General features: G+C 44.5%; 36 protein-coding genes. 11 read left to right on the top strand and 25 right to left on the bottom strand.

The window, feature by feature from the left end:
- Positions 1-251: 251 nt before the first annotated feature.
- The 24 genes from L6468_RS10900 to L6468_RS10780 all read right to left on the bottom strand — a co-directional run bounded on the left by L6468_RS10900 (position 252) and on the right by L6468_RS10780 (position 16,141).
- A complete protein-coding gene (locus L6468_RS10900; protein WP_237793256.1) occupies positions 252-917 on the bottom strand; it encodes a glycoside hydrolase family 25 protein in 666 nt (221 codons plus the stop codon).
- A 16-nt stretch (positions 918-933) separates the two neighbouring features.
- Positions 934-1,281 carry a hypothetical protein gene (locus tag L6468_RS10895; RefSeq protein ID WP_237793255.1) on the bottom strand — a complete coding sequence of 116 codons (348 nt, stop codon included), beginning with the start codon at positions 1,279-1,281 and terminating at the stop codon, positions 934-936.
- A 4-nt stretch (positions 1,282-1,285) separates the two neighbouring features.
- Positions 1,286-2,461 (bottom strand): penicillin-binding transpeptidase domain-containing protein, encoded by a 1,176-nt coding sequence (locus L6468_RS10890; protein ID WP_237793254.1) that lies wholly within the window; start codon positions 2,459-2,461, stop codon positions 1,286-1,288.
- Entirely contained in the window at positions 2,458-2,841 is a 384-nt protein-coding gene (locus tag L6468_RS10885) for a LytTR family DNA-binding domain-containing protein (RefSeq protein ID WP_237793253.1), read from the bottom strand. Before L6468_RS10885 ends, L6468_RS10890 begins: the two co-directional genes overlap by 4 nt.
- Positions 2,842-3,092: 251 nt before the next feature.
- The gene (locus L6468_RS10880) at positions 3,093-3,737 is read right to left on the bottom strand and encodes a zinc ribbon domain-containing protein (protein ID WP_237793252.1); all 645 of its coding nucleotides are present in this window, start codon (positions 3,735-3,737) and stop codon (positions 3,093-3,095) included.
- Positions 3,738-3,753: 16 nt separating this feature from the next.
- Positions 3,754-4,308, bottom strand: coding sequence for a double zinc ribbon domain-containing protein (locus L6468_RS10875; protein ID WP_237793251.1), 555 nt, complete (start codon positions 4,306-4,308; stop codon positions 3,754-3,756).
- Between the two features lie 4 nt (positions 4,309-4,312).
- Positions 4,313-4,603 (bottom strand): hypothetical protein, encoded by a 291-nt coding sequence (locus L6468_RS10870; protein ID WP_237793250.1) that lies wholly within the window; start codon positions 4,601-4,603, stop codon positions 4,313-4,315.
- A 2-nt stretch (positions 4,604-4,605) separates the two neighbouring features.
- Positions 4,606-5,016 (bottom strand): hypothetical protein, encoded by a 411-nt coding sequence (locus tag L6468_RS10865; protein WP_237793249.1) that lies wholly within the window; start codon positions 5,014-5,016, stop codon positions 4,606-4,608.
- Between the two features lie 29 nt (positions 5,017-5,045).
- Complete coding sequence (locus tag L6468_RS10860) at positions 5,046-5,372, bottom strand: hypothetical protein (RefSeq protein WP_237793248.1); 327 nt, start codon at positions 5,370-5,372, stop codon at positions 5,046-5,048.
- An 885-nt stretch (positions 5,373-6,257) separates the two neighbouring features.
- A complete protein-coding gene (locus L6468_RS10855; protein WP_237793247.1) occupies positions 6,258-6,659 on the bottom strand; it encodes a type II toxin-antitoxin system VapC family toxin in 402 nt (133 codons plus the stop codon).
- Positions 6,660-6,661: 2 nt separating this feature from the next.
- A complete protein-coding gene (locus L6468_RS10850) occupies positions 6,662-6,889 on the bottom strand; it encodes a hypothetical protein (protein WP_237793246.1) in 228 nt (75 codons plus the stop codon).
- A gap of 156 nt (positions 6,890-7,045) precedes the next feature.
- Positions 7,046-8,275 (bottom strand): permease, encoded by a 1,230-nt coding sequence (locus tag L6468_RS10845; RefSeq protein ID WP_237793245.1) that lies wholly within the window; start codon positions 8,273-8,275, stop codon positions 7,046-7,048.
- 140 nt (positions 8,276-8,415) lie between these two features.
- On the bottom strand, positions 8,416-8,709 hold the full coding sequence (locus L6468_RS10840) for a nitrous oxide-stimulated promoter family protein (protein WP_237793244.1): 294 nt from the start codon (positions 8,707-8,709) through the stop codon (positions 8,416-8,418).
- Positions 8,706-9,503, bottom strand: a complete 798-nt coding sequence (locus L6468_RS10835; RefSeq protein WP_237793243.1) for an MBL fold metallo-hydrolase — start codon at positions 9,501-9,503, stop codon at positions 8,706-8,708. Before L6468_RS10835 ends, L6468_RS10840 begins: the two co-directional genes overlap by 4 nt.
- A gap of 6 nt (positions 9,504-9,509) precedes the next feature.
- Positions 9,510-9,914 carry a NifB/NifX family molybdenum-iron cluster-binding protein gene (locus L6468_RS10830; protein WP_237793237.1) on the bottom strand — a complete coding sequence of 135 codons (405 nt, stop codon included), beginning with the start codon at positions 9,912-9,914 and terminating at the stop codon, positions 9,510-9,512.
- A gap of 306 nt (positions 9,915-10,220) precedes the next feature.
- Complete coding sequence (locus tag L6468_RS10825) at positions 10,221-10,670, bottom strand: pyridoxamine 5'-phosphate oxidase family protein (protein ID WP_237793236.1); 450 nt, start codon at positions 10,668-10,670, stop codon at positions 10,221-10,223.
- Positions 10,671-10,675: 5 nt separating this feature from the next.
- Positions 10,676-11,131, bottom strand: coding sequence for a cupin domain-containing protein (locus L6468_RS10820; RefSeq protein WP_091818607.1), 456 nt, complete (start codon positions 11,129-11,131; stop codon positions 10,676-10,678).
- A 483-nt stretch (positions 11,132-11,614) separates the two neighbouring features.
- Complete coding sequence (locus tag L6468_RS10815; protein ID WP_237793242.1) at positions 11,615-11,860, bottom strand: C1 family peptidase; 246 nt, start codon at positions 11,858-11,860, stop codon at positions 11,615-11,617.
- A 105-nt stretch (positions 11,861-11,965) separates the two neighbouring features.
- Positions 11,966-13,195 (bottom strand): permease, encoded by a 1,230-nt coding sequence (locus L6468_RS10810; protein ID WP_237793241.1) that lies wholly within the window; start codon positions 13,193-13,195, stop codon positions 11,966-11,968.
- Positions 13,196-13,425: 230 nt separating this feature from the next.
- Complete coding sequence (locus L6468_RS10800) at positions 13,426-13,719, bottom strand: nitrous oxide-stimulated promoter family protein (RefSeq protein WP_237793239.1); 294 nt, start codon at positions 13,717-13,719, stop codon at positions 13,426-13,428.
- Complete coding sequence (locus L6468_RS10795; protein ID WP_237793238.1) at positions 13,716-14,513, bottom strand: MBL fold metallo-hydrolase; 798 nt, start codon at positions 14,511-14,513, stop codon at positions 13,716-13,718. The genes L6468_RS10800 and L6468_RS10795 overlap by 4 nt, the downstream gene beginning before the upstream one ends.
- 6 nt (positions 14,514-14,519) lie before the next feature.
- Positions 14,520-14,924, bottom strand: coding sequence for a NifB/NifX family molybdenum-iron cluster-binding protein (locus L6468_RS10790; protein ID WP_237793237.1), 405 nt, complete (start codon positions 14,922-14,924; stop codon positions 14,520-14,522).
- Between the two features lie 306 nt (positions 14,925-15,230).
- The gene (locus L6468_RS10785; RefSeq protein WP_237793236.1) at positions 15,231-15,680 is read right to left on the bottom strand and encodes a pyridoxamine 5'-phosphate oxidase family protein; all 450 of its coding nucleotides are present in this window, start codon (positions 15,678-15,680) and stop codon (positions 15,231-15,233) included.
- Between the two features lie 5 nt (positions 15,681-15,685).
- Positions 15,686-16,141: a cupin domain-containing protein gene (locus tag L6468_RS10780; RefSeq protein ID WP_091818607.1), complete on the bottom strand. Its 456-nt coding sequence runs from the start codon at positions 16,139-16,141 to the stop codon at positions 15,686-15,688.
- Positions 16,142-16,449: 308 nt separating this feature from the next.
- Between L6468_RS10780 and L6468_RS10775 the strand changes: the two genes are divergently transcribed.
- The 4 genes from L6468_RS10775 to L6468_RS10760 all read left to right on the top strand — a co-directional run bounded on the left by L6468_RS10775 (position 16,450) and on the right by L6468_RS10760 (position 18,377).
- Positions 16,450-16,794: a winged helix-turn-helix transcriptional regulator gene (locus tag L6468_RS10775; RefSeq protein WP_237793235.1), complete on the top strand. Its 345-nt coding sequence runs from the start codon at positions 16,450-16,452 to the stop codon at positions 16,792-16,794.
- A 340-nt stretch (positions 16,795-17,134) separates the two neighbouring features.
- Positions 17,135-17,740 (top strand): GNAT family N-acetyltransferase, encoded by a 606-nt coding sequence (locus L6468_RS10770; RefSeq protein ID WP_028908272.1) that lies wholly within the window; start codon positions 17,135-17,137, stop codon positions 17,738-17,740.
- A 77-nt stretch (positions 17,741-17,817) separates the two neighbouring features.
- Positions 17,818-18,144, top strand: a complete 327-nt coding sequence (locus L6468_RS10765) for a thioredoxin family protein (protein ID WP_237793234.1) — start codon at positions 17,818-17,820, stop codon at positions 18,142-18,144.
- Positions 18,141-18,377 (top strand): hypothetical protein, encoded by a 237-nt coding sequence (locus L6468_RS10760; RefSeq protein WP_237793233.1) that lies wholly within the window; start codon positions 18,141-18,143, stop codon positions 18,375-18,377. The genes L6468_RS10765 and L6468_RS10760 overlap by 4 nt, the downstream gene beginning before the upstream one ends.
- A gap of 109 nt (positions 18,378-18,486) precedes the next feature.
- Here the strand turns inward: L6468_RS10760 and L6468_RS10755 are convergent, their stop codons facing one another.
- Complete coding sequence (locus L6468_RS10755) at positions 18,487-18,693, bottom strand: hypothetical protein (RefSeq protein WP_237793232.1); 207 nt, start codon at positions 18,691-18,693, stop codon at positions 18,487-18,489.
- Positions 18,694-18,837: 144 nt separating this feature from the next.
- Between L6468_RS10755 and L6468_RS10750 the strand changes: the two genes are divergently transcribed.
- The 7 genes from L6468_RS10750 to L6468_RS10720 all read left to right on the top strand — a co-directional run bounded on the left by L6468_RS10750 (position 18,838) and on the right by L6468_RS10720 (position 25,342).
- Entirely contained in the window at positions 18,838-19,332 is a 495-nt protein-coding gene (locus L6468_RS10750) for a NimIJ family nitroimidazole resistance protein (RefSeq protein WP_237793231.1), read from the top strand.
- Positions 19,329-19,886 carry a sugar O-acetyltransferase gene (locus L6468_RS10745; protein WP_091852740.1) on the top strand — a complete coding sequence of 186 codons (558 nt, stop codon included), beginning with the start codon at positions 19,329-19,331 and terminating at the stop codon, positions 19,884-19,886. The genes L6468_RS10750 and L6468_RS10745 overlap by 4 nt, the downstream gene beginning before the upstream one ends.
- 346 nt (positions 19,887-20,232) lie before the next feature.
- Complete coding sequence (locus L6468_RS10740; protein ID WP_431356688.1) at positions 20,233-21,615, top strand: TolC family protein; 1,383 nt, start codon at positions 20,233-20,235, stop codon at positions 21,613-21,615.
- Positions 21,616-21,619: 4 nt separating this feature from the next.
- Positions 21,620-22,648 (top strand): HlyD family secretion protein, encoded by a 1,029-nt coding sequence (locus L6468_RS10735; protein WP_237793229.1) that lies wholly within the window; start codon positions 21,620-21,622, stop codon positions 22,646-22,648.
- Positions 22,648-24,270: a hypothetical protein gene (locus L6468_RS10730; protein ID WP_237793228.1), complete on the top strand. Its 1,623-nt coding sequence runs from the start codon at positions 22,648-22,650 to the stop codon at positions 24,268-24,270. Before L6468_RS10735 ends, L6468_RS10730 begins: the two co-directional genes overlap by 1 nt.
- Before the next feature lie 174 nt (positions 24,271-24,444).
- Positions 24,445-24,714, top strand: coding sequence for a DUF1294 domain-containing protein (locus tag L6468_RS10725; RefSeq protein WP_237793227.1), 270 nt, complete (start codon positions 24,445-24,447; stop codon positions 24,712-24,714).
- A 40-nt stretch (positions 24,715-24,754) separates the two neighbouring features.
- Positions 24,755-25,342 carry a 3'-5' exoribonuclease domain-containing protein gene (locus L6468_RS10720; protein WP_237796674.1) on the top strand — a complete coding sequence of 196 codons (588 nt, stop codon included), beginning with the start codon at positions 24,755-24,757 and terminating at the stop codon, positions 25,340-25,342.
- The last annotated feature ends 8 nt before the right edge of the window (positions 25,343-25,350 follow it).

Genomic DNA, 25,350 nt, shown 5'->3' with positions numbered 1-25,350 from the left:
CGTATCTCTGACAGAGAAACGACGAGTTGCTCATCGAGAAACGACGTTTCTCTTTCTAACCCCAAAATTTCGAGTCATAATTTCAATGTTTAATGTTTAATGTTTCATGTTTAATGTTTCATGTTTAATGTATTCATACCCCCAAAATCTTCACTCGAGTGAATTCATCGATTTAGTTAGCTCAAGTCATGAAATCACTCGAGTCATTTCATGATTTCAGCTATATAGGGTGAATTTTCTTCAAAATGCCACTAGTTCATTTTTATATCATCCAGAGATCCGTTCAGATGGTTACAGTCAATCCTTCCTGAAATTCCATCGACCTTATCCATTTTGAACTGGACAATCTTCGCTGTATTGAATGTTATTATATCCCAACGGGAGTCAATTGCTCCAAACCATATCTGACACTTCCAGAAGTTAGGAGTCCCCATTAATCTTTTGTAATGAGACGGACTGAAGTATAGCAGTGGATAGACCCCATAGTAATCGTGACATTCCTTGATCCAACCACCAACCAAAGCATGCAAATTGTCATTTGATATAGAAAGTTTACCTTCAATATCAAGCATGGGAATGAGTGTGGTGCTGCCTTTTGGTACTGCGTTCTTAAAGTTCTGGAACTGTTTCTTAGCAGACACATTGGTAGAGAGGAAGTGATATGCTCCAAAAGGTATCCCACGTTTCGTTGCATTTTTCCTGTAGGAATTGTATTTACTGTCCTTGTGAGATTTACCCTCTGTAGCTTTGGCATAGATAAACTTCACATTCACCTTGTCCCAGTCAGTAACCGTGTTGTGATGGGAAAGATCTATGCCATCGACTGTTCTCTTCTGCTGTAGATCAAACTTTGTCAGCCCCCAAATAGCCAAAAAGACTAATAGAATTGAAATAATCCAAAGTAGTTTTTTCTTCAAAAGTCGTTCATTTTGATTATTTGATGATTATTTCCTTTGTGCCAATGAATGGTCTGCCTAATTCATTATCAGCCCTAGCAGCCACACCAATCAATAAAAAGATGAAAAAGAGAAATAGGACAATAAGCCCGTGTATAGTCCAGTAAGTGTATTTGATAGTTTTCTTTAGCTTGGGACAGTACAATGAGAGCAACAGCATAGCGTTGTAGAACACTATCATAAATACTACGAAGATAGTTATCCCAGCCCATAGTTCCCCGTATGTAACACCGAGGTCGCGTGCGAAGTCGTTGCTGAAAAGTATAACCTCATTACAGAACCTATCCGAAAAGTTCCTTGCGTTTACAATCGTATCGTTCACCATAGTTTTATTTTATCATTTCGTTATCAATCATCCATTCAACGATATTATGAAAAGCCTCACCAGCCATTGCGCCACCACTTGCAGGTAGTCCGAGCTTATTCAGACTTACAATCATGCTGTATTTAGGTTTATCAGCAGGGAAGTAGCCACAGAATGCAAGGTGATATTCTGAGACAGTATTCTCTCCTTCATAGTATTCTCCTACCTGTGTTGTGCCTGTCTTTCCTGCAACTTTTATGCGTTTACTGCCAGCAAGTTTCCCCAAGCCTTGACTAACAACATGCTCTAATGCTTGCTGTATTGATTCAATATTCTTTCTGCTAGCAATCTGTTCATTTATCACCTTTGTAATCCCAGGCTGTAACGTTGGCTTCACCATCTTTCCATTATTAGCGATGGCATTATAAAAAGTCAGCATTTGTATTGCTGCCATTTTCCGATTGTAACCTATAGAGCTCCAAATAATATCCTTGTTTATCCAATCGGAGTCTTTGGGAGTATGATAGGATGTTGGACTTAAGTTTTCTATTCCAACAATGCTGTCAGGTTGTCCATAATTCATAGAGTCAAATTTGTTGAAATAATCTTGTTCGTGACCTTTAAACAAATTCCAGATGGTCTTACTTATTCCGATATTTGAACTGACCTCCAAGGCACGTTCCAGTGTCATCAAGCCATATCCACCTCTTCGCCAATTGTGGTCTCTCAATGTTCTGTCATCATCAATTATCCAGACACCATCTTTTGTATCTACGACATCATCTAATGTGACCTTCCCAGTTTCCAATGCGACAAGAAGTGACGCAGTCTTTACCAAAGAACCTTGTTCCTGCTGATAGGCAAAATTCTTACAAGGCTGAAACTCTCCTTCATAGTCACGCTCACGACCAACCATAGCAAGAACCTCACCTGTCTGAACATTCATGATAATTACCTGACCTTGCAGGCCGTTTATTTCTTTTAGCTTATCCTGTAGCAATGAGTCTGCAACGTATTGTAATGCAGGTGAAATGGTAGATCCTTCCTGAGTCATCGGTAAGGAACGATCTGTAGAGCTACACCTATTATATAAAAGACAAGCAATTGCCAGTAGAATCACACTTACAACAACGGCTATCCATTTCCAGCTTTTTTGTTTGGTGTCACTACCAAGCACCTGTAGTTCGTCAGTATTCTTCATAGTCTATCCTCCTTTCCCTTCTCTGATTCAAGCAAAGTCTTCAACTGTTTCAATGCCTCCTTAGAAGCCTGTAACTCAAAAGCAATATTCACTTCCGAATTAGACATAAATAACTGTTGTTTATTCGGATTAATCTTAAAGATGTATGCTCTGTTTACTATCAGCTGCTTACCTAAACGGATGAAAGTCATAGCCTCCTTACCCAGCTGTTCCTCCATCAGTTGTTGACAGTGAGCAAGGTTCATAGTAAACACCTGTTCTGTTTTATCATGCAACACCAAAGTGGAATAGTTCCCGTCTGACTCCACATAAACGATTCGTTCAGGTCTTATCCTGACCAGTTCGTTTGAGTTTGATATGATTAGTACCTTGTTGCTCATGTACTCTCTTTTTCTGGTTGCAAAGATAGTTCATTATGCATGAAAAATAGTCATAATCGATAGTAGCTTGTACGAAATATAAGTCTTATTGTATGAAAAGTCCAACCACTCACTGCGATATATGACGAAATGGGGGCAGAACATCCCACTAAATAGAACTCAACATAATTGAGGTGATTATTATATTGTGCATCAATAGTGAAGACAAAAGACAACAGAATTTATTCTTGGATATGATTATTATCAACCCTTTATTTGAGTTTATTATTAAAAATTAGAGCTATTCCCCCAATAAGAAGAACTGCTACAAATATGTAGACCGAAATCTCTTTTCCTGGATTAATTCTGAAATTTTCAGAACCATGTTGTGACAATCCAACCACAATTAACAGCGCACCAAAGAATAGGAAAAAATATCCAAGAAAGTTGAGGCACCCCATCATGCTTTGTTTGCTTTGTTGGTCATACTCTTGTTCACGCTGCCTTTGCATCTGTTCCCATGCTCTCTGTTTTCTTTCTTTTTCCTGTTTCTCTGCTAATTCTTTTTGTCTCTTAGCTTCTAGCTGTTTATTGTATTGTTCTCTGTTTGTTCCACATTTACTGCAAACAGGGAATTGAGACGAATATTCGAAGCCACAATTAGGACATGTTACTAATAGCTTCTTGCCACAAACAGGACAGAACGTTGAACCAAGAGGTATTATCTCACTACAGGCATAGCAAACAGTAGTCTTAGGAGATGGACTATATGATGATTCATTGTATGATGCATTTGTTCCTTGGTAATCTGAAGTACCATAGCTACTATAGTTGGCAAGTCCTGTAACTCTGTCAACTCCACAGTTCTGACAGTTTACTCCTTCACCGAATTCTTTTCCACATTTTGAACATCTCATATCTTAACTAATGTAATTATTGGTTTCTCCACTTTTTTCTGCATTCATCTATGTATTTTCTTTCTCTTTCCAGTTCTGCGCGTCCTTCTGGAGTGCTTGCTTTTATTATTCGCTTAGCTTCTATTAGTTTTGTAAGTCTTTCAACTGGAGTTTCTTTTTTGGGTCTCTTTGGTTTGGCTTTTTGTCCATCTTTATTTTTTTTTCGTTTTTCCTGCTCATGGAATTTTTCTCGATTAGTTCCACATTGATTGCATGCAGGATATTGAGAAGAATATTTATGTCCACACTTAGGACAAATAACAAATAATCCCGTACTACAATAGGGGCAGAACTTAGAATCAGAGGGAATGATTTCTCCACAAGCATAACAAATAATAGAACCTGGATTATCTGGTTGAGGACTGGAATTTAGATTTTGTCTCTCTGCACTCTCAAAGGAAACCTGCGTATTATCATTTACAACAGGCGCATTATAGCCACTGTAATTTCCTAACCCTGTGAACTTATCAGAACCGCAATGTTTACAATTTGAACCAGTACCAAACTCTTTTCCACATACAGCGCATTTCATAGAACTAATTATTTAATAGTTTATCTTCTACACTTCGTTTTAACTCTATCAGTCGAGTGTAATTATTTCTATTGTTTAGTATTTGAGCAAATAGATCTTTTGCAATCTCTTTTTTTTCAGGATTCTTTTCGAACTTATCTGGATGAGACAACTTTGAAAGTTCCTTAAAAAGAGTTTCGACTTCTCCCCGTTTATTTATATCGGAGAAAATTCCTTGTAAGTCAATTTGCTCAGACTTGATTCTCTTTATTAGAATATCTTGTTCAGTCTCTCTTTTCTTTTTAAAGAACCACATGTTTACCTCCTTTCATATAGAAGCCCACCAAAACTCATAAAATCTCTTATTCGCCAGTCAACAAACTTCCCTGTTCTTGTATCTCTAACAATGAGAGTGTCCCAGTGTAAGACAAACATTCTCCTGACAAGAACCTGATTAGAAAGGATGATTTTACCAATGAGTATAATGTCATCAACAGGTATTTGAGAGCCTGCTTTAGCTTCAATGGCTATGCCGCTAAACATGAAAGGAGCAGACAGCTCGTGACGATATGAATTATCTGCATTACCAGAACAAGATCTGGCTTCTAAGAGTGTGTCTACAGATAGTGCTTGAAAAGCTCCTGCAGCATTGGCATTGAATTCGTTAATGAATCTTCTCCGCTCAGCAGAATCTTTAAACCACTTAATAAATCTATCGAGAAGTCCCATTTATAGTTGTTATATTTTAGATAATTGTTTTATTGGATTAGCTCAGAGACATCACCTTCTAATGAATCTACTTTTTCTTTCAATTCATCTAATTGGGACTTTACATCCTGGAAGAATCCACAGAACTTTTTACAATCATTACATTGTACTCCCTTTAGGGTTACACCATTTATTTCTACGTCAACGATGGACAATGCAGTATTATTGCAATAAGGACAATCTGGATATAGTACCATAATTATAGTTTGCTTATAGCCACCAAGATTCAGCGGATTATTGTTTAAGAGTGTGGGACTATTGCCATTATCGTCATAAGGTTCTGGACTACCTGCTACAAACAATGAACAATAGCCCACACCTTAGAATATATCATTCCCATAAGGGTACAATAATCCTAACGATGTGAGCATATTGCCATCATCCTTGTAGCTAAGAATTGTCCAGATTCTATGACAGGATAAACGTCAATCGCTCTTTTGCTATGTCTAAGTCATTAAAACGCACTCCAACACGTTGGGTACTTGAAACTCACCTGCAAAAGTAGCAATTAGTTCTGAATAATGCAAGAAATCAGACAGATAATTCGATTTGTTTGTGTGAAATATCCACCTAATTGTATGAAATGCACCATCTTTTTAATTCAAATTCTGTCTTAGTCCGTTGAACACATTAGAAAAGAGGACACCACCTATATATATTAGGTGATGCCCTCCGCTCTATCAACTAACCAAGAAACCATTGGTAAGTCATATCACCAAGTCCATAGGGGACGGGTGAGCGTCTCGGCTGATGTCTGAAAGCAGGAGTATGATGTCTGAGGGCTAATTAACCTAGAAACAAAAAAGTCCATAGGGGACGGGTGAGCGTCTCGGCTGATGTCTGAAAGCAGGAGTATGATGTCTGAGGGCTAATTAACCTAGAAACAAAAACAATCTTACCGACTTTCAATCCGTCTTCTACATAATAGTAAGAAAATTCTCGAGAGAATTGTTTCCTGTATAACTAAGTTGCAAAAACTAAATCACTTAATTAGGGATGATTTCTCTCGAGAATTTCTTCGTTTCTTTACTATTAAGAAATGCTTAGCCTGCTCTCAGGCTGCTATCACTCTGCTTCTAGGCTGCTTCGTGCCTTACTCGTGAGTATGACTAGAGTAAGCCTAGACTATGGCTGCAGTATGGGGAGAAGGATGGATAATGTATGATGGCTGAAGGATAATGTAAGAGGATTGATGGAAGATGTTAGTCCATCCAGTTCTCAATTGCCAAACCTGGTACTCGTTCAAAATGCTTGATGTTACCTGTCACCAAGATAAGATTTTCTTCAAGAGCGGTGGCTGCGATGAACATATCCATGTCGCCAATACGAAGACCTTGTTTTTCGAGTTCCCAGCGTATTTCTCCGTATTTGCGTGTATACTGTATTGGAAATTTATCAAAGAGTTTGGAAATCTCAGAAACATCGTTGAAGTGTTTTTCTTTTCCTGACTTGAACGCACCAAAGTAAAGTTCTGCCAATGTGATGTCAGAAATCTTACAGTTGTGTGTGCCAACTTCTCTGATATGTTGAATTACGTTTTGATTTTTCTTTAGCAATGCAATACAAATGCATGTGTCAAGGAGATAGGTGTTGCTTGTACTCATAATCACCAGGTTTCTACATCTCTAACCATATCAGCCCCCTGTCGGAGCTCTTTTGCAACAGTCATTGCATCAGCAGAGCCACCGAAGTTGCCACTGAACTTTGCTAATGCTTCATCCAAGCGAGCATTGTCATCTTCGCTTGAAACTGTTTCCTTGGGCATGATGAGCTTGTTAGCCAACCATTCACGATCAGTCTGCGAGAGCGAAAGCCCCTGCAGATATGTCCACAAGTTGTTTAATGCAAATGATGTCATAAGCCTATTGGTTTTGATTTCTGCTGCAAAAATACAAATAAAAAATGAAATAACAAGCAAAACGGATAAAAAAAGGATATCCGTTACTTTAAAGATGGCAGATACAGTCCCCTGGTAATCATTTCATAGGTTTCAAGCCTTTCCTTTGAACGTATATCCGATACTCTCAACAGCTTTACGGATAGACTCTTCTGTGGCAGGGCCTTTGATGGTGAGGGTGTTGGCAGAGGCACTGGCCTTGGCTTTCTCTACGCCTGGCACTTCCTCGACGGCACGGACTACGGCTGCCTCGCAATGGCTGCAATGCATGTCCTCGACACGATAGACGGTCACGTCGGGGTCTAAGGGCTTTTGGGCGGTAAACTTGCTGAAAAACTTCATCATGAGAGCAAATATAATTAATAATGTTAATACTGTGGCGCAAATAATCTTAAACGGACTGGGCAAGGCGGATGTGCTCATGCAGCAAGCATCTTGGGCAGCGACGGAGAAGTCGATTCCCGTAGCATTGAGCAGCAGGCCGAATAGAACTGCGAAACCAACAATGGTCATCAGATAAATCGATGTAAAGCGACGCCCCATCGACTTGTGAACCACGAGGATAGAGGCGAGATTTACCGCAGGCCCGGCCATCAGCATCACCAGTGCCGCTCCTGGCGAGAGTCCTTTCATCATCAGGGCTGCTGCCACGGGGATGCTACCTGTCGAGCAGATATACATCGGCACAGCGATGACCAGTATCACCAGCATCTGTAGCAACGGCTGACTGCCGAAGGAGAGGAAAAACTCATCTGGCACAGCTACCTGAATCAATGCCGCAACAACAAGTCCAATAAGCAGTCGCAGACCGATGTCGCGAAGCATATCATAGTAGGCATACTTCAGTACGCGCCAAATCCTGTTTCCGCTTTCTACTAGGCATGAAGTGAACGAATCATCCTTTAAATCATCCTCACGAACCAGACGGTTTACCAACAATCCTCCGCAGACACCTGTGATTAGTGCTGCTGTAGGTCGGATAATAGCAAATCCCAGTCCCATCAGAGAGAACGTGGCCAGAATGGAGTCGATGCCCGTCTGTGGCGTGGCGATGAGAAACGAAGCGATAGCGCCTTTTGAAGCTTTCTCGTTTCTGAGTCCGATAGCCGTTGGGATCACGCCGCATGAACAGAGGGGTAGGGGTACACCCAACAGCGCTGCCCATAGCACGGACAGCTTATTGTTACGCGAAAGATAGTTGGCATAGAACTTCTGCGGTACGAATACGTGCAACACTCCCGCGATGAAGAATCCCAACAACAGATAGGGAGCCATTTCGCAGACCACGTTCAGAAGCGATGTGAGGAAACCCTGTAAATCCATAACCATGCTGCAAAGGTACAATAAAATAATGAATTATAATACCTAAAAGATTTAATATTTCTTTTTGGCCCTGAAGTATAACATGGCTCCTTCTACGTGGAAGTTGAGGATGGCAGATACAGTCCCCTGGCAATCTCATTTCATTTTTTGAGTATATGTAGAATTGCATCCTTTGGGGCATACCATATCATTCTTGGCCCTGCCCAGCGCATCACCTTGCGGATGGCCTCGCGCTCTTTAGGAGCATAGCAATGAGTGGGACAATGCTTGCATGCTGTTTTCCTTTCTCCATATTTGCAATGATCCAGACGGCGACAAGCGAAGTCTGCCAGATGCCTGTATTCCTCTGGCATCTGGTCCTGATGAAGATGATGACGGCAATACAGTTCTATCATCTTGCGGACAGTCAGCTTCTCTCGCTCAATCCTGCTCATACCATTTCGTTCAATGTTCCACATCTGAAGGACTGTAGCTGTTCTCCCATCACGCTCTTCATTACCTCAAGCACATTGTCACCTGTACAATGGCTTGTATAGAACAGCGTTTTAGGATACTTTTCTTTCAGCCTGTGTGCCAAGGCCTGTATTTCTTCCTCTGGTTCCATACCATCAAGTAAATGGAAGCCACCTACAACGGTATGAACGGGCCATGGACATGCGGACAGGATATTCTCCAGACCACTATGAGCACAACCTGTAAATAGCAGACCATCGATATACAGGGCTAGCTCATGACGAAAATCATCGAGGACAAAGTCTCCATTGACATCCTGCACGTAGAGATTCTGATTGCCCTTGGGTATTATATGATTCTGAGGTATATGAGCAATGGCGTGAAGACCTTTTGCTAGCTCACAGGTCTGGTCTATCGCGATAAGCCTGTCAGTGTCTAACTCTGGCCACTCCGTAGTAATGCTATGAAGATTCCCTCGCTTTGAATAAAATGTACCACTCATTGCATTAGGTGAGACGATGACTTTAGCCTTTTGATTATGCTCCAAGAAGTATCGCAAGCCTCCAGCATGGTCGCTGTGACCATGAGAAATGAAAACATAGTCAACATCGCATAGATCTATGCCCAACTGCTCTGCATTCTTGATAAACACGTCACTTGCTCCAGTATCAAGCAGGATCTTGTGCCGTTGGGCTTGCAAAAGGATTGACAGGCCATGCTCTGTAGAGAGTCGGCCATCCCTGCTTCGATTATCTGATAGTACAGTCCACTTCATTCTTCCTTATTTCTTTCCAAACTTGGAAATCATGTACACAGGCTTGGCTTCATGGTGGCTGCAGTCATGATGGTCGCAGGATTCCAGTGAGTCCCGCAGCTCGCCGTTCTGGTATGACTTGAGCACATCATCCACCTTGCCATGGCAGCCTCTAATAACTGTGATGCCATGGGCTGACAGTTTGTTATAGGCTCCCATACCCATGTTGCCGGCGAGCATCAGGGTAATGCCCATTTCCTGCATGACAGATGCGATATTTGACTTGCATCCACATCCCTCTGGTGAATCCAGGCGTTCTGTATTCTGCACCTGATTCTCATCATCGAGGGTTATAACTGTATAATAAGCACAATGACCAAAATGGTCATCAACCATATCCTCACGTGTAGGAATAGCTATTTTCTTCATCATAATTTCACAAAACATACTAATTTTCACTGCAAAGGTACTGATTTCTAATTGATTATTTGTACATTTGCATCCAACTTTACAATACTTTAGGATTTATCAATATGGCAGATAATTGTGAAAAGTGCAAATTGAAGGCTAAATATGATCAGAAGCCCAATTCGTTCTTGGGAAAGTTCTGGCGTTCTTGCTCTGGCAAGCGACCATAGGTCGAGCGGGCATATCAACTTCTGCCCAGGTTGGAAAGGATACATCCTAAACTGAAAGGGTGTTTTCCCTAAACCTGAATAGGAAAAACACCCGAATTGATTATTTGCAAAAGCGCTCACCCACGAAACCATTAGCAATTTCGCCTGCCATTAGGTCGAAATGCAGGTTGACAGGGGGCGTTGGACTGAGGTCGAAATAGTCGAGGTCAGCGATAGGGAGACAGAAGTATTCCAACTGGTCGTAGCTATTGTAGAGACGCGAGAGAACATCATTATGATTGTATATCCATTGTTTCACATCATCCTCTACATTGAAGTTTACCATGCCTGAACATCTAACAGAGATGTTATCAGCATAAGCCAGTATCTCAACATTGGGATTCTGACGCAACTCCCGATAGACTGCCTTCTGGTCAGAAGTGGCAAAGTAGAGCACATGCCCTTCCTGCTTCATAATCTGGAAGATGCGCAACTTAGGAAGATTGCCCTCGCACGTGGCAAGGGCAATCTCTTTGTGGTCTTTCAGAAACTGAATTGCTTTGTCGAACATCTCGCTTACCATTTCAGTTCTTCCTGCAGGATGACACCATCAGTCATGGGACTGTCAGCCTCGGTGAAGGCATTGGCCTTGTACTGGATGCAGAGCATAGTCAGGTTCTCGCTGCCGGTGTTCTTCAGCGCACGCTTGCCATCAGGAGCGACGCGGATAATGGTGCCCTCGCTGACAGGGAAGATCTCACCATCCACCTGATACTGGCCTTCGCCCTTCAAGATGAAGTATAGTTCCTCATGAGTCTTGTGGGTATGCAAGAAACCACTGTCCTGACCTGGAACGAGTGTCTGGAACGAGAACTCGCTTCCTGTAGCACCTACGGCCTGACCTGCGAATACCTTACCTTGAATGGTTACGTTCGGTCCCATCGGAAGCACATGCTCGATAATCTCACTCATCTTACCTACGCTTACTGCGCTGAAATTCTTACCACTCTTAATTGTTTCAATCTGTTTCATAATTCTTATTCGTTTAAAATGTTATTTGTTCGTTTTGACGCTGACAATGATGCGATTAAGCGAGAGCAGAGCCAAACTCGTTTGAGCTCTGCCGAGCGTGAGCATCATCGCGACCAGTTCTTAACTGGGCGCAAAGGTACGGCGATTATTTCATTCCCACAAGAAGGCACTTTTGGGTGGGATAGTTACCAAAAAGTAGGAATTGGGATGTTATCAGACTTCTGCGAAAGTGGCGTTAACTTAGATTAACTAAGTGTAAAAGAACAGAGGGGACGGGTGAGTGTCTCGCTCCGATGGAAGATGGCCGATGGCTGATGTCTGAGGGCTGATTAACCTAGAAACAAAAACAATCTTACCGACTTTCAATCCGTCTTCTACATGGTAGTAAGAAAATTCTCGAGAGAATTTTTTCCTGTATAACTAAGTTGCAAATGCTAAATCACTTAATTATGGATGAATTCTCTCGAGAATTACTACGTGACTTTATTTTATTGCCTTGCGTAACGCTTTAGGCAGGGTATGACGATTGAGGAAGAGGTAGGTGGTGTTGAGCATGATATAGTCGCGCGACATATACCAGATGCCTTTGTACAGTCCGCTCTTTCCCCATGAGTTCTTCACCATGTAGTAGGGCTTGCCCTGTTCGTCGGTGGCCTTACCGTAGATTACTATCACGTGGTCGTAGGTCATCTGCCAGTTGTCCCATAACGGTAAAAGTCTTCTTGGCATCCGATGCCAATGCCTTTTTCTGTAAGTGCTCCTGCGCTGAAACGGTCAGCACGCCCATCATTGCCACGAGGCAGAGAAGGTGTTTCAAAGTATATTTCATAGGTTTCAAGCCTTTCCTTTGAACGTATATCCGATACCCTCAACAGCTTTACGGATAGACTCTTCTGTGGCAGGGCCTTTGATGGTGAGGGTGTTGGCAGAGGCACTGGCCTTGGCTTTCTCTACGCCAGGCAGATCCTCGACGGCACGGACTACGGCTGCCTCGCAATGGCTGCAATGCATGCCCTCGACACGATAGACGGTCACGTCGGGGGCTAAGGGCTTTTGGGCGGAAAACTTGCTGAAAAACTTCATCATAAGAGCAAATATAATTAATAATGTTAATACTGTGGCGCAAATAATCTTAAACGGACTGGGCAAGGCGGATGTGCTGATGCAGCAAGCATCTTGGGCAGCGACGGAGAAGTCGATTCCCGTAGCATTGAGCAGCAGGCCGAATAGAACCGCGAAACCAACAATGGTCATCAGATAAATCGATGTAAAGCGACGCCCCATCGACTTGTGAACCACGAGGATAGAGGCGAGATTTACCGCAGGCCCGGCCATCAGCATCACCAGTGCCGCTCCTGGCGAGAGTCCTTTCATCATCAGGGCTGCTGCCACGGGAATACTACCCGTCGAGCAGATATACATCGGTACGGCGATGACCAGTATCACCAGCATCTGTAGCAACGGCTGACTGCCGAAGGAGAGGAAAAACTCATCTGGCACAGCTACCTGAATCAATGCCGCAACAACAAGTCCAATAAGCAGTCGCAGACCGATGTCGCGAAGCATATCATAGTAGGCATACTTCAGTACGCGCCAAATCCTGTTTCCGCTTTCTACTAGGCATGAAGTGAACGAATCATCCTTTAAATCATCCTCACGAACCAGACGGTTTACCAACAATCCTCCGCAGACACCTGTGATTAGTGCTGCTGTAGGTCGGATAATAGCAAACCCCAGTCCCATCAGAGAGAACGTGGCCAGAATGGAGTCGATGCCCGTCTGTGGCGTGGCGATGAGAAACGAAGCGATAGCGCCTTTTGAAGCTTTCTCGTTTCTGAGTCCGATAGCCGTTGGGATCACGCCGCATGAACAGAGGGGTAGGGGTACACCCAACAGCGCTGCCCATAGCACGGACAGCTTATTGTTACGCGAAAGATAGTTGGCATAGAACTTCTGCGGTACGAATACGTGCAACACTCCCGCGATGAAGAATCCCAACAACAGATAGGGAGCCATTTCGCAGACCACGTTCAGAAGCGATGTGAGGAAACCCTGTAAATCCATAACCATGCTGCAAAGGTACAATAAAATAATGAATTATAATACCTAAAAGATTTAATATTTCTTTTTGGCCCTGAAGTATAACATGGCTCCTTCTACGTGGAAGTAGTCGAATGAACCTTCCTCGAAAGGTAGTGCGCCAACGTCGCCTTGCATCGTCTTGATGTTCATAATACCAGCAGCCACAGAACCGAAATCTTAATACTCTTTGTCATAGTTGATATTATAAAATATCATTTTTTGAGTATATGTAGAATTGCATCCTTTGGGGCATACCATATCATTCTTGGCCCTGCCCAGCGCATCACCTTGCGGATGGCCTCGCGCTCTTTAGGAGCATAGCAATGAGTGGGACAATGCTTGCATGCTGTTTTCCTTTCTCCATATTTGCAATGATCCAGACGGCGACAAGCGAAGTCTGCCAGATGCTGATACTCCTCTGGCATCTGGTCCTGATGAAGATGATGACGGCAATACAGTTCTATCATCTTGCGGACAGTCAGCTTCTCTCGCTCAATCCTGCTCATACCATTTCGTTCAATGTTCCACATCTGAAGGACTGTAGCTGTTCTCCCATCACGCTCTTCATTACCTCAAGCACATTGTCACCTGTACAATGGCTTGTATAGAACAGCGTTTTAGGATACTTTTCTTTCAGCCTTTGTGCCAAGGCCTGTATTTCTTCCTCTGGTTCCATACCATCAAGTAAATGGAAGCCACCTACAACGGTATGAACGGGCCATGGACATGCGGACAGGATATTCTCCAGACCACTATGAGCACAACCTGTAAATAGCAGACCATCGATATACAGGGCTAGCTCATGACGAAAATCATCGAGGACAAAGTCTCCATTGACATCCTGCACGTAGAGATTCTGATTGCCCTTGGGTATTATATGATTCTGAGGTATATGAGCAATGGCGTGAAGACCTTTTGCTAGCTCACAGGTCTGGTCTATCGCGATAAGCCTGTCAGTGTCTAACTCTGGCCACTCCGTAGTAATGCTATGAAGATTCCCTCGCTTTGAATAAAATGTACCACTCATTGCATTAGGTGAGACGATGACTTTAGCCTTTTGATTATGCTCCAAGAAGTATCGCAAGCCTCCAGCATGGTCGCTGTGACCATGAGAAATGAAAACATAGTCAACATCGCATAGATCTATGCCCAACTGCTCTGCATTCTTGATAAACACGTCACTTGCTCCAGTATCAAGCAGGATCTTGTGCCGTTGGGCTTGCAAAAGGATTGACAGGCCATGCTCTGTAGAGAGTCGGCCATCCCTGCTTCGATTATCTGATAGTACAGTCCACTTCATTCTTCCTTATTTCTTTCCAAACTTGGAAATCATGTACACAGGCTTGGCTTCATGGTGGCTGCAGTCATGATGGTCGCAGGATTCCAGTGAGTCCCGCAGCTCGCCGTTCTGGTATGACTTGAGCACATCATCCACCTTGCCATGGCAGCCTCTAATAACTGTGATGCCATGGGCTGACAGTTTGTTATAGGCTCCCATACCCATGTTGCCGGCGAGCATCAGGGTAATGCCCATTTCCTGCATGACAGATGCGATGTTTGACTTGCATCCACATCCCTCTGGTGAATCCAGGCGTTCAGTATTCTGCACCTGATTCTCATCATCGAGGGTTATAACTGTATAATAAGCACAATGACCAAAATGGTCATCAACCATATCCTCACGTGTAGGAATAGCTATTTTCTTCATCATAATTTCACAAAACATACTAATTTTCACTGCAAAGGTACTGATTTCTAATTGATTATTTGTACATTTGCATCCAACTTTACAATACTTTAGGATTTATCAATATGGCAGATAATTGTGAAAAGTGCAAATTGAAGGCTAAATATGATCAGAAGCCCAATTCGTTCTTGGGAAAGTTCTGGCGTTCTTGCTCTGGCAAGCGACCATAGGTCGAGCGGGCATATCAACTTCTGCCCAGGTTGGAAAGGATACATCCTAAACTGAAAGGGTGTTTTCCCTAAACCTGAATAGGAAAAACACCCGAATTGATTATTTGCAAAAGCGCTCACCCACGAAACCATTAGCAATTTCGCCTGCCATTAGGTCGAAATGCAGGTTGACAGGGGGCGTTGGACTGAGGTCGAAATAGTCGAGGTCAGCGATAGGGAGACAGAAGTATTCCAACTGGTCGTAGCTATTGTAGAGACGCGAGAGAACATCATTATGATTGTATATCCATTGTTTCACATCATCCTCTACATTGAAGTTTACCATGCCTGAACATCTAACAGAGATGTTATCAGCATAAGCCAGTATCTCAACATTGGGATTCTGACGCAACTCCCGATAGACTGCCTTCTGGTCAGAAGTGGCAAAGTAGAGCACATGCCCTTCCTGCTTCATAATCTGGAAGATGCGCAACTTAGGAAGATTGCCCTCGCACGTGGCAAGGGCAATCTCTTTGTGGTCTTTCAGAAACTGAATTGCTTTGTCGAACATCTCGCTTACCATTTCAGTTCTTCCTGCAGGATGACACCATCAGTCATGGGACTGTCAGCCTCGGTGAAGGCATTGGCCTTGTACTGGATGCAGAGCATAGTCAGGTTCTCGCTGCCGGTGTTCTTCAGCGCACGCTTGCCATCAGGAGCGACGCGGATAATGGTGCCCTCGCTGACAGGGAAGATCTCACCATCCACCTGATACTGGCCTTCGCCCTTCAAGATGAAGTATAGTTCCTCATGAGTCTTGTGGGTATGCAAGAAACCACTGTCCTGACCTGGAACGAGTGTCTGGAACGAGAACTCGCTTCCTGTAGCACCTACGGCCTGACCTGCGAATACCTTACCTTGAATGGTTACGTTCGGTCCCATCGGAAGCACATGCTCGATAATCTCACTCATCTTACCTACGCTTACTGCGCTGAAATTCTTACCACTCTTAATTGTTTCAATCTGTTTCATAATTCTTATTCGTTTAAAATGTTATTTGTTCGTTTTGACGCTGACAATGATGCGATTAAGCGAGAGCAGAGCCAAACTCGTTTGAGCTCTGCCGAGCGTGAGCATCATCGCGACCAGTTCTTAACTGGGCGCAAAGGTACGGCGATTATTTCATTCCCACAAGAAGGCACTTTTGGGTGGGATAGTTACCAAAAAGTAGGAATTGGGATGTTATCAGACTTCTGCGAAAGTGGCGTTAACTTAGATTAACTAAGTGTAATTTGGTAATTCAGTAACTATTGGTTACTTTTGCATTAAAATCATGAATTATGGCAGATATAAAGGCACAATATTTAGCCTGTCCTATCAGGCACGTTGTCAGTCGCTTTGGCGACAAGTGGTCGATGCTCGTTCTCTATATACTTTATAAAAGCGAGACAGGCGTTTTGCGTTTTAATGAAATCCGTAAGCTGATGTCTGATTGTTCCCAGAAGATGCTCTCGCAAACGTTGAAGAATCTGGAGCAGAGTCACCTTGTTCATCGTGAGGTCTATCCAGAGGTTCCTCCTCGTGTAGAGTATTCCCTGACTGATACAGGCCGTTCACTCATGCCGGTGCTTACGGATCTAATAGCCTGGGGACAGCAGCATTTCTCTGAAGTGGTAACAGATTAACATTGGAACCATTAATGACTTTTGTCATCGATATGGAGATATCTGATTTCAAAAGATTCAAATAAAGATTTTAATGAGATAAATAAATTCGTTTAAATGAAATATGGAAATCCTTCATGATTTTGGATGGACAGACACTTTCGACATGGGCGATATTTCCATGTCTCGCTACACGGAAATGTTAGGCGCATTCTGGGTTCCTGTGTTTGGACAGCTGAATACGATGCACTGGGGATTCTGGTTTGTCAGATAATGTTCATGTCTAAAGGGGATTTCAATCAAGTAAATTCCAATTTTCAGAGTATTACATAACTTAATAAAGCATGAGGCAATAATAGAAATGAAAATAGAGAAATTCACGAATGATGACTTTGCTAAAGCAGCACCACTGGCTGCTGGTGCATGGGGCGATTTTTATGCCGACGAACGGCAGTGGTTTATCGATGCAGTGGCAGAGTATATCCTTCGCTATAACTATAGCAATCCCTCGCTTGCCTTGAAGGCCGTGGGCGATGATGGCGTGATTCATGGGGTGCTGTTTGCCAACTTCCATGACGACAAGGCAGATGTCAGCCAATGGCGCGAGAACATTGAGGCACAGATGACCGACCATGAGCTTGAACGTTTCCGTCTATTGGCCGACTATATGCTGGAGGTTGACGGAAAAACGGTGCAGTGCATGAGTGACGGCGAAGTGAAACTATCGCTCTTCATCAGCAATCAGAAAGGCTGTGGGAAACTGTTGCTGCAGGAAATGATGGATGAGTTCCTGCACAGAGACCTGAGGCATCTATACCTTTGGACCGACACCAGTTGCACCCACGAATACTACCCACAACATGGTTTCACACTGGTAGGTCAGTTCCTCAGCGAGGTCTATGACTCCTACGCTCCTGGCTATACCACGTATATCTATAAGAAGGGCATATCATCAGAGAGCAAATGAAAGCTGGCGTTATAATAATCAACCTGTTCTCAAAAATGGAGACGCATTAGATAAATCCGAATTTACGGTAAGAATTGATGAAGCACCTGACTAACATAATAGATATAGAGCAGACCATAACGGATAACGGCATATGTCTGTTCTACATCAAGGCTCCAGATTGCGGAGTCTGCAATGTCATGCTTGACAAAGTGGCGAGGTTGGCAGGTCAGTACCCGTCTCTGACTTCTTTCTATACAGATATCACCGAAGAACCTTTGATTGCAGGTAGATTCCTAGTCTATTCAGGCCCTACGGTATTGCTTCTGATGGATGGCAAGGAAGTATATCGTGGATCTCAGTTCATTGACTTGGAGGAATTGAAATACAACATTAACCGATTTCTTACGCTTTCAGAACAATGACTGACTTCGATTCCATTTGGCGCACTCAGGACGAGATAAGAACGGTAGTAAATGCCGTTCTGGGTGAATGTATCTGGAATCTGATCTATAATGAACGACGGATGGCCATTGAGCTGGAGATTACCAAGTGTCTGGAGGAGGAAGATGCCGATGCGCTTATCAATCAGTTTCCAGTTCCGGCAGACTATGACGGTGTAGGCTCGAAGGGAACAAAGTTCGTGTTTTACATGTAAAAAGGGTAATCGACTTGTCGCTTGCTACTAAAAGGACGCAAGAACTCCCATTTCTGAGAATTCCCCGTGTCCTTTTTTGAAGGCATATATAAAGGCAAAACGTGTGCTTTTATCTGCGTCCTCCGAAGTGGCCTGAACCACTGCGATTGTTGTTTGTATTCATTGCAATCTGGCGATTGCCGTTAGAATGACCGTTGGGCTTCGTTGTGGTAGCAGGACGAGAGGTATTTCCTGTATTTCTCCAAGTAGAGCCGTTGCTGGACTTGTTGACTTTAGCAGGAACGTTGTTAGCATGATGTACAGCAGGCTTTGTCACCTTGCGGTCAGCATAGAAGCGGACATCGCGGCGGTTGTTTCCACCACGATAGGGGTAAAGTCCTAAAGATTCGGGGGATTTTCCCCTCCAGCATCCTTATTCTGCTAGAAAATTTGTAAATTTGCAGCCATAAAATTGTGGTATATGGAATTTAGAGAAATGAGACGCAAGCGCCAGCAGCTTGCAGAAGAAGAAAGCATTGCCATTTTGGAGAAAGCTACGGCAGGAACTCTGGCTTTGCTAGGTGATAATGATTATCCGTATGCTGTTCCTATCAGCTATGTCTATCATGATGGGAAACTATACTTCCATAGTGCTTTGGCTGGCCATAAGGTTGATGCCATCCGCAAGTGCGATAAGGCATCTTTCTGTGTTATTGAGCAGGATGATGTGCAACCGAAGAAGTATACTACCTTCTTCCGCAGCGTGATAGCATTCGGCAGAATCCATATCATCGAGGATGAACAGGAGAAGTTGGAAACAGCCCGAATGCTTGGCAACCGCTACAATCCAAACGATGATGAGAGTCTGCAAAAGGAAATCGAAAGTGGCTTCTCACGTATGCTGATGATACGCTTTGACATCGAGCATTTGACGGGCAAGGAGGCCATTGAATTGGTAAGACAAAGAAATATATGACAGAAAAAGAGAAGATGTTGGCGGGCGAAATTTATTCCGCTGTTGACCCGCAGCTGATAGAAGAACTGACGGAAGTGAAGGAGATAATCCATGACTATAACCTGTTGCGCCCGTCGGAGAAGGAGGAGGCAAGGGAGATCCTAAAAGGTCTCTTAGGACACATCGCTGATGACAATATTCTGATTAACCAGCCCTTCTATTGCGACTATGGCAAGCAGATTAGTGTGGGCAAGCGGTTCTTTGCCAACTTCAACTTCACCGTGCTCGACGAAGCACGTGTCACCATTGGAGATGACTGTTTTATCGGCCCTAATGTAAGCATCTACACGGCCTGCCATAGTACAGACCCCGTGGAGCGCAACAGCCGTAGAGAGTGGGCAGAACCAGTCACCATTGGCAATAATGTATGGATTGGTGGCAGTGTGACCATCCTGCCTGGTGTGACAATTGGTGACAACGTGACCATAGGTGCAGGTAGTGTAGTGACGAAAGATATTCCTTCGAACTCCATTGCAGTAGGCAACCCCTGCAAAGTAGTAAAGATAGTAAGATAACTGACTACGATTCCATATGGCGCACGCAAGATGAGATTCGAACGGTGGTGAATGCCTAAAAAAGTCGATTTTACGAACGCTACAGAGCATCACTTTTTCGATTTTTTAAGATGAAAAACGTATTGTATTTAACGTTTTTTTTGTACCTTTGCACCCGTTTTTAGGATTTCGCAATTAATAGTGCTCGAAATTCATCTCTGGATTTGTTCCCTAATCCGAGAGGTTTGTAGCGCATTGTGGCAAACGGGAGGTTTGTCCGAACCATGAAGGTTCATTATTCGTATTTCCGAGGGAAGGAATATTTTTAGTACGAGTAATGAATTATAAGAGAAAAAATTTCTTTTTAATGAGTAGTCACAAGTATTTTTGTGCTCTGACAGTCTCGATGATAGTCGGAGCAGGTTGCTGTGTACCTACGTATGCACAGCACAAGATGAGTCTTCAGTCGCTTTTTGACCTGGCTGACCGTCAGAATCAGCGCATCAAGGTGAGTGAAGTGGCATTGAAGGCTGCAGAAGAAGGGGTCGTATCGGCAAAATCAGCCATGCTGCCAAGTGTTGAATTTAGCTTGCAAGGCTCTTATACGGGCAATGCTTTCCTGATGTCGCGAGGCTTTTCTACCAGTGGCACTACAGAGTATATTGTCCCCGGATTGGGACCTCAACAGGTGCAGAATGGCAAACAGCCCACACCACATTGGGGTAACAGCTTTACAGCCCAGGCGAGTCAGGTCATCTATGCTGGTGGTGCCATCCGCTCAGGCATTGAAATGGCAAAGTTAGGGCATCAATTGGCAGAGCTTGATGTAGAGAAGAATCGTCAGGAGGTGCGGTTCCTGCTGACTGGTTTCTACCTTGACCTCTGCAAACAGCAGAACCAGCAGCAGGTGATAGCGAAGAACATTGAACTGACTGAGAAGGTAATCGAACAGATGAAGGCGCGCAGAGCGCAGGGGACGGTGTTGAAGAACGACCTGACGCGATACGAACTGCAACTGCAGAGTCTTCTGCTTACAAAGACACAACTTGATGATGCGCAGAAGATTATCCGTCATCAGATGGGCACAGCCATCCACCTGCCTGAAGGTGAGGATTTTGAGGTAGATACGCAGTCGCTCGAAGAGGAAGGTAGGGTACTCAAGGCATTCACCTCAGAAGAGTCGTGGCAACAGACCGCATCGGAAAACAATATTGATATCCGTCAGGCTTCACTTGCCACAGAGATGTCAGAACAGAAGATCAGAAACACGCGTGCGGCCTCGCGGCCATCAGTGGCTGTAGTGGCAGAAAACAATCTGTTTGGCCCATACACCTCTGACCTGATTCCAAAAGATGCCAACGTCAACGTGTGGTTTGTAGGCATTGGCGTGAAATACAATCTGTCAAGTCTCTGGAAAAACAAGCATGCTATCCGTAAGGCGAAGCATGAAAACACCCAGGCACGCGAGCGAGTGCAGTTGGCACGCGAAGGCGTAGAGAATGGTGTACAGGCCTGCTATACCAATCTGCTGACCAGCTCGGTAGAGGTTAACACACAGGAGAAACAGGTGGAACTGGCCAACCAGAACTATGCGGTGGTGAAGAACCGTTACGACAACGACCTGGCTCTGCTCACCGATATGCTTGATGCCTCAAACATGAAGCTCTCTGCCGATATGGCTTTGGTCAATGCCCGCATCAATATGCTTTACAATTATTTCAAACTTAAATATATAACAAATACCCTATAATAAGATGGAAAAGAATAAGATAACGACCTATATTTATAATGCGATTGTGATACTCTGTATCGTATGTGGCGTCGTTTATGCAGCTAGTCAGTTTATGCATTACGGTGGTGGCGAAGTCACGGATAATGCCCGTGTGTGCCAGAATATTGTGCCACAGAACTGCCGTGTGCAGGGTTTTATACGCGAGGTGCGCTTCAATGAGTTTCAGGAGGTGAAGAAGGGCGATACACTTGTTGTCATTGAGGATGCCGAGTTCCGTTTGCGTCTGGCTCAGGCAGAAGCCGACCTTACCCGTGCTGAGCGTGGTTCTCAGGGTACGGCAAGCAGCATCCATACCACCAAGACCAGTATCAGCGTGACCGAAGCAGGTATTGAAGCAGCCCGTGTACAGATGGAGAATGCACAGAAAGAGGATGCGCGTTTTCAGAAACTGCTGGAACAGGATGCCGTTACACAGCAGCAGTATGACAATGTCCACACGGGTTATCTGAGTGCCAAAGCTGGCTATGAGCAGGCAGTCCGTTCACGCTCTACGCAGACGGCCGTTGTGGCTGAGCAAGGGCATCATCTTTCAGCATCAGAAGCTGCCATCGAACTGGCACGTGCACAGGTGGAGATAGCCCGGTTGAACCTGTCGTATTGCTACATCATTGCCACTTGCGATGGTGTGGTGGGCAGCAAGGATATTCATGTGGGGCAGTTGGTCAATCCCGGTCAGACAATGGTGAGCATCGTCGATAAGCATGAGAAATGGGTGGAGGCCAACTACCAGGAGTCGCAGATGCCAAATATCAAGGTGGGTGATAAGGTGCGCTTTACTGCCGATGCCGTTCCTGATGTGGAATATTCAGGTGTGGTAGAGCGCATCAGCGACGCCACAGGTAGTGCGTTCTCGTTGATTCCTATCGACAATGCCACAGGCAATTTCGTCAAGGTGGAGCAGCGCGTGACGGTGCGTGTGCGGATTGATGCGTGCGATGAGGTGAAGAAGTTGCATGGTGGTTATAACGTGGTTTGTAAGGTAGAAGAGTAATGGGAAAACTGACTGAATTTTTAATGAAGGCACCGTCACCACCTGCTGGCATGCCTTTCTGTATGCCGATGATGAAAGGGTGGGTGCCTCGCAAGTTGCAACCATGGATTTACGTCCTAACGGCTTTGTGCTTCCAATTCTCAGGAGGCATCTATCTGGGTGCCCTCGACGAGATTCGTGGCACCACCAACTTCATGATCGAGGATGTGATGTTTCTGCTCTATGCCACGCTGGCAGGCATGGCCGTGTGGTTTCCTATGCTATTTAGGATGAAGTTCCGCTTCACTAATCAGCAGTTGCTATGCACCTCGGCCATCGTGATGGGCATCTGTAACATCATCACGATGCATAGTCAGTCGATGCCTGTACTCGTTGTGGCATGTTTCATTGCAGGCATTGCCAAGATTCAAGGAACATTCGAGTGTATGAGCAACATCCAGTTGTGGATTACGCCAAAGCGTGACTTCGCCGTCTTCTTCCCCGTGCTTCACATCATACTTCTCACAGCCATTGAAGGCGGTGGATGGCTTGCTGCTTGGATGGGGCATCATTTTACCTGGCAGATGATGCACGCCTTTACCGTAGGCACCATGTCGTTTGTGCTGTTGACACAGATTGTTCTGTGTCGTCCGTTCTGTCCTATGCCCAACAGGTTCTCGCTGAAGGGGACCGACTGGCAGGGAGCTTTACTCATCTGCGTCACGATGCTTCTGTTCTCGTACATCTTTGTCTATGGTGATCACTACAGATGGTTTGCCAGTCAGCACATCAGAGTGCTGGGAGCTTTTACGCTCATCTTTGCAGGACTCACCCTCTACCGACTGATTCATAATCGCTATCCATACGTAGAGCTTCGCCTGCTGAAATGTCGCAACGTGGTACCCATACTCATCGTTACCATATTGGCTGAATTGGCTTTCGGCGCCGAGCATACACTGGAGGAGATACTCTATACAGAGGTCGTCGGACTGGAAGAACTCACCAAGGAGAGTCAATATATGTGGGCATTGCCAGGCATGTTTCTGGGTATAGCGTTCGACCTCTACTGGCTGAAGGTTCAGAAGTGGAAGGTATGGAAACTGATAGGTATAGCCTTCCTCTCCATCAGCGCTTACGCCTTGCTGATGTATTCCACGGTAGGTATGGCGGTGAACATCGAGCAATACCAGCTGGCCATCATGCTCCGCGGCTTTGGTTATGGCGTTCTTGCACCAACCCTGATGTGGGCTTTAGACGAGTCGGTTCCCAGTCTTGAGATGTTTTTCATGGGACTGTTCGTGTTCAACATCCTGCACATGTATCTTGGTGGTGCTATGGGCTATGGTTTCTATACCACCATCTTCTCGCATTTTCTGAATGAGGACATGATGAACTACGGTCGCCAACTGACACTCACCAACCTCGACCTCTCACAATTTGATTTCGGGGCGTTCATGGGCGACAGTTATCTGCACACCATGATGCTTGTGGCCATCAAGCAGGTGTATGGCTACGTCATCTGGTTTGCCCTGCTCCTGGCGTCCATCTTCTTGTTGTGCGATATTCCCGCTGTGAGAACCAACATACGCAAAGTGCCCCTATGGCCGGTGTTGGCGATAGAGTATCTGGCGAGGAAAAAATAGAACAGTGTAACTATTCCTCCACAGCTGCCTGAGCGACTGTGGAGGAATAAAAATGAAGGTTACGCTGACATTGATTTGCTACGAAAATGGTGATTTTACGGCGAAAATGGTAATTTTTCAGCAAAAATAAGTAACTTTGCAGCAAAAACAGGTAGCTCTGCAAACATATGACGGATGATGGAATCATTGCTATATTATTTTGTATGTGTAAACGTACTGACTTTCCTTGTTTATGGCATAGATAAGTGGCAGGCCAGACAGGGTAAGTGGCGCATTTCTGAGGCTACCTTACTATTGTTTGCCGTTATCGGAGGAAGTATTGGCGCATGGCTGGGTATGAGAGTATGGCGCCATAAGACGATGCATAAGAAGTTTAAGTATGGCATTCCTGCAATTCTCATGATCCATATAATAATAATTGGCTATCTGTTAAAATGGATATAGAAGGCTATCATCGACCGAAGGTTAAATATATGAAGATATGATTCGCGACTTTATTGCCATCGATTTTGAAACGGCCAATCAGCAGCCGTCGAGTGTCTGCTCTGTAGGAGTAGTCATGGTGCGTAATGGGCAGGTTGCTGACAGTTTCTATAGTCTTATCCAGCCCGAGCCAAACTACTACAGCTATTGGTGTCAGCAGGTGCATGGGCTGAGCCAATGTGATACAGACGATGCTCCAGTATTCTCAAAAGTATGGGAGGAATTGGAAGAACGCATCGCAGATATTTTCTTGTGCACCGATGGCAGCAAACAATCAGATGTCGGACTTTTTTCTGGCCAACAGACAATCAATAATCTTCGCTACCAGATTGCGTCAATTCCTTTTGTAGCCCATAATGCTCGCTTTGACGAAGGGTGCCTGAAAGCGGTTTTTAAGGTCTATCAGATGGACTATCCCGATTATCGCTTTTACGATACCCTCGCAGCCTCACGCCGCCAGTTCGGTCATATGTTGCCCAATCATCAGCTCCACACCGTTGCTGCTGCTTGCGGCTACGACCTTAAAAATCATCACCACGCTTTGGCCGATGCTGAAGCTTGTGCTGCCATAGCGCTATACATCTTATAGCAAACTTA

It is taken from the genome of Prevotella communis, from assembly GCF_022024115.1.
GTDB classification, from domain to species: domain Bacteria; phylum Bacteroidota; class Bacteroidia; order Bacteroidales; family Bacteroidaceae; genus Prevotella; species Prevotella communis.
The sequence above is the reverse complement of the archived record's forward strand: the minus strand, read 5'-3'. Positions and strand labels throughout refer to the sequence as shown.

Excerpts from the sequence above, each read along its gene's own strand:
- L6468_RS10895 (WP_237793255.1), bottom strand. The coding sequence starts at position 1,281 with ATGGTGAACGATACGATTGTAAACGCAAGGAACTTTTCGGATAGGTTC.
- L6468_RS10890 (WP_237793254.1), bottom strand. The coding sequence starts at position 2,461 with ATGAAGAATACTGACGAACTACAGGTGCTTGGTAGTGACACCAAACAA.
- L6468_RS10885 (WP_237793253.1), bottom strand. The coding sequence starts at position 2,841 with ATGAGCAACAAGGTACTAATCATATCAAACTCAAACGAACTGGTCAGG.
- L6468_RS10880 (WP_237793252.1), bottom strand. The coding sequence starts at position 3,737 with ATGAGATGTTCAAAATGTGGAAAAGAATTCGGTGAAGGAGTAAACTGT.
- L6468_RS10875 (WP_237793251.1), bottom strand. The coding sequence starts at position 4,308 with ATGAAATGCGCTGTATGTGGAAAAGAGTTTGGTACTGGTTCAAATTGT.
- L6468_RS10870 (WP_237793250.1), bottom strand. The coding sequence starts at position 4,603 with ATGTGGTTCTTTAAAAAGAAAAGAGAGACTGAACAAGATATTCTAATA.
- L6468_RS10865 (WP_237793249.1), bottom strand. The coding sequence starts at position 5,016 with ATGGGACTTCTCGATAGATTTATTAAGTGGTTTAAAGATTCTGCTGAG.
- L6468_RS10855 (WP_237793247.1), bottom strand. The coding sequence starts at position 6,659 with ATGAGTACAAGCAACACCTATCTCCTTGACACATGCATTTGTATTGCA.
- L6468_RS10845 (WP_237793245.1), bottom strand. The coding sequence starts at position 8,275 with ATGGATTTACAGGGTTTCCTCACATCGCTTCTGAACGTGGTCTGCGAA.
- L6468_RS10840 (WP_237793244.1), bottom strand. The coding sequence starts at position 8,709 with ATGAGCAGGATTGAGCGAGAGAAGCTGACTGTCCGCAAGATGATAGAA.
- L6468_RS10835 (WP_237793243.1), bottom strand. The coding sequence starts at position 9,503 with ATGAAGTGGACTGTACTATCAGATAATCGAAGCAGGGATGGCCGACTC.
- L6468_RS10830 (WP_237793237.1), bottom strand. The coding sequence starts at position 9,914 with ATGATGAAGAAAATAGCTATTCCTACACGTGAGGATATGGTTGATGAC.
- L6468_RS10825 (WP_237793236.1), bottom strand. The coding sequence starts at position 10,670 with ATGTTCGACAAAGCAATTCAGTTTCTGAAAGACCACAAAGAGATTGCC.
- L6468_RS10820 (WP_091818607.1), bottom strand. The coding sequence starts at position 11,131 with ATGAAACAGATTGAAACAATTAAGAGTGGTAAGAATTTCAGCGCAGTA.
- L6468_RS10815 (WP_237793242.1), bottom strand. The coding sequence starts at position 11,860 with ATGCCAAGAAGACTTTTACCGTTATGGGACAACTGGCAGATGACCTAC.
- L6468_RS10810 (WP_237793241.1), bottom strand. The coding sequence starts at position 13,195 with ATGGATTTACAGGGTTTCCTCACATCGCTTCTGAACGTGGTCTGCGAA.
- L6468_RS10800 (WP_237793239.1), bottom strand. The coding sequence starts at position 13,719 with ATGAGCAGGATTGAGCGAGAGAAGCTGACTGTCCGCAAGATGATAGAA.
- L6468_RS10795 (WP_237793238.1), bottom strand. The coding sequence starts at position 14,513 with ATGAAGTGGACTGTACTATCAGATAATCGAAGCAGGGATGGCCGACTC.
- L6468_RS10790 (WP_237793237.1), bottom strand. The coding sequence starts at position 14,924 with ATGATGAAGAAAATAGCTATTCCTACACGTGAGGATATGGTTGATGAC.
- L6468_RS10785 (WP_237793236.1), bottom strand. The coding sequence starts at position 15,680 with ATGTTCGACAAAGCAATTCAGTTTCTGAAAGACCACAAAGAGATTGCC.
- L6468_RS10780 (WP_091818607.1), bottom strand. The coding sequence starts at position 16,141 with ATGAAACAGATTGAAACAATTAAGAGTGGTAAGAATTTCAGCGCAGTA.
- L6468_RS10775 (WP_237793235.1), top strand. The coding sequence starts at position 16,450 with ATGGCAGATATAAAGGCACAATATTTAGCCTGTCCTATCAGGCACGTT.
- L6468_RS10770 (WP_028908272.1), top strand. The coding sequence starts at position 17,135 with ATGAAAATAGAGAAATTCACGAATGATGACTTTGCTAAAGCAGCACCA.
- L6468_RS10765 (WP_237793234.1), top strand. The coding sequence starts at position 17,818 with ATGAAGCACCTGACTAACATAATAGATATAGAGCAGACCATAACGGAT.
- L6468_RS10760 (WP_237793233.1), top strand. The coding sequence starts at position 18,141 with ATGACTGACTTCGATTCCATTTGGCGCACTCAGGACGAGATAAGAACG.
- L6468_RS10750 (WP_237793231.1), top strand. The coding sequence starts at position 18,838 with ATGGAATTTAGAGAAATGAGACGCAAGCGCCAGCAGCTTGCAGAAGAA.
- L6468_RS10745 (WP_091852740.1), top strand. The coding sequence starts at position 19,329 with ATGACAGAAAAAGAGAAGATGTTGGCGGGCGAAATTTATTCCGCTGTT.
- L6468_RS10740 (WP_431356688.1), top strand. The coding sequence starts at position 20,233 with ATGAGTAGTCACAAGTATTTTTGTGCTCTGACAGTCTCGATGATAGTC.
- L6468_RS10735 (WP_237793229.1), top strand. The coding sequence starts at position 21,620 with ATGGAAAAGAATAAGATAACGACCTATATTTATAATGCGATTGTGATA.
- L6468_RS10730 (WP_237793228.1), top strand. The coding sequence starts at position 22,648 with ATGGGAAAACTGACTGAATTTTTAATGAAGGCACCGTCACCACCTGCT.
- L6468_RS10725 (WP_237793227.1), top strand. The coding sequence starts at position 24,445 with ATGATGGAATCATTGCTATATTATTTTGTATGTGTAAACGTACTGACT.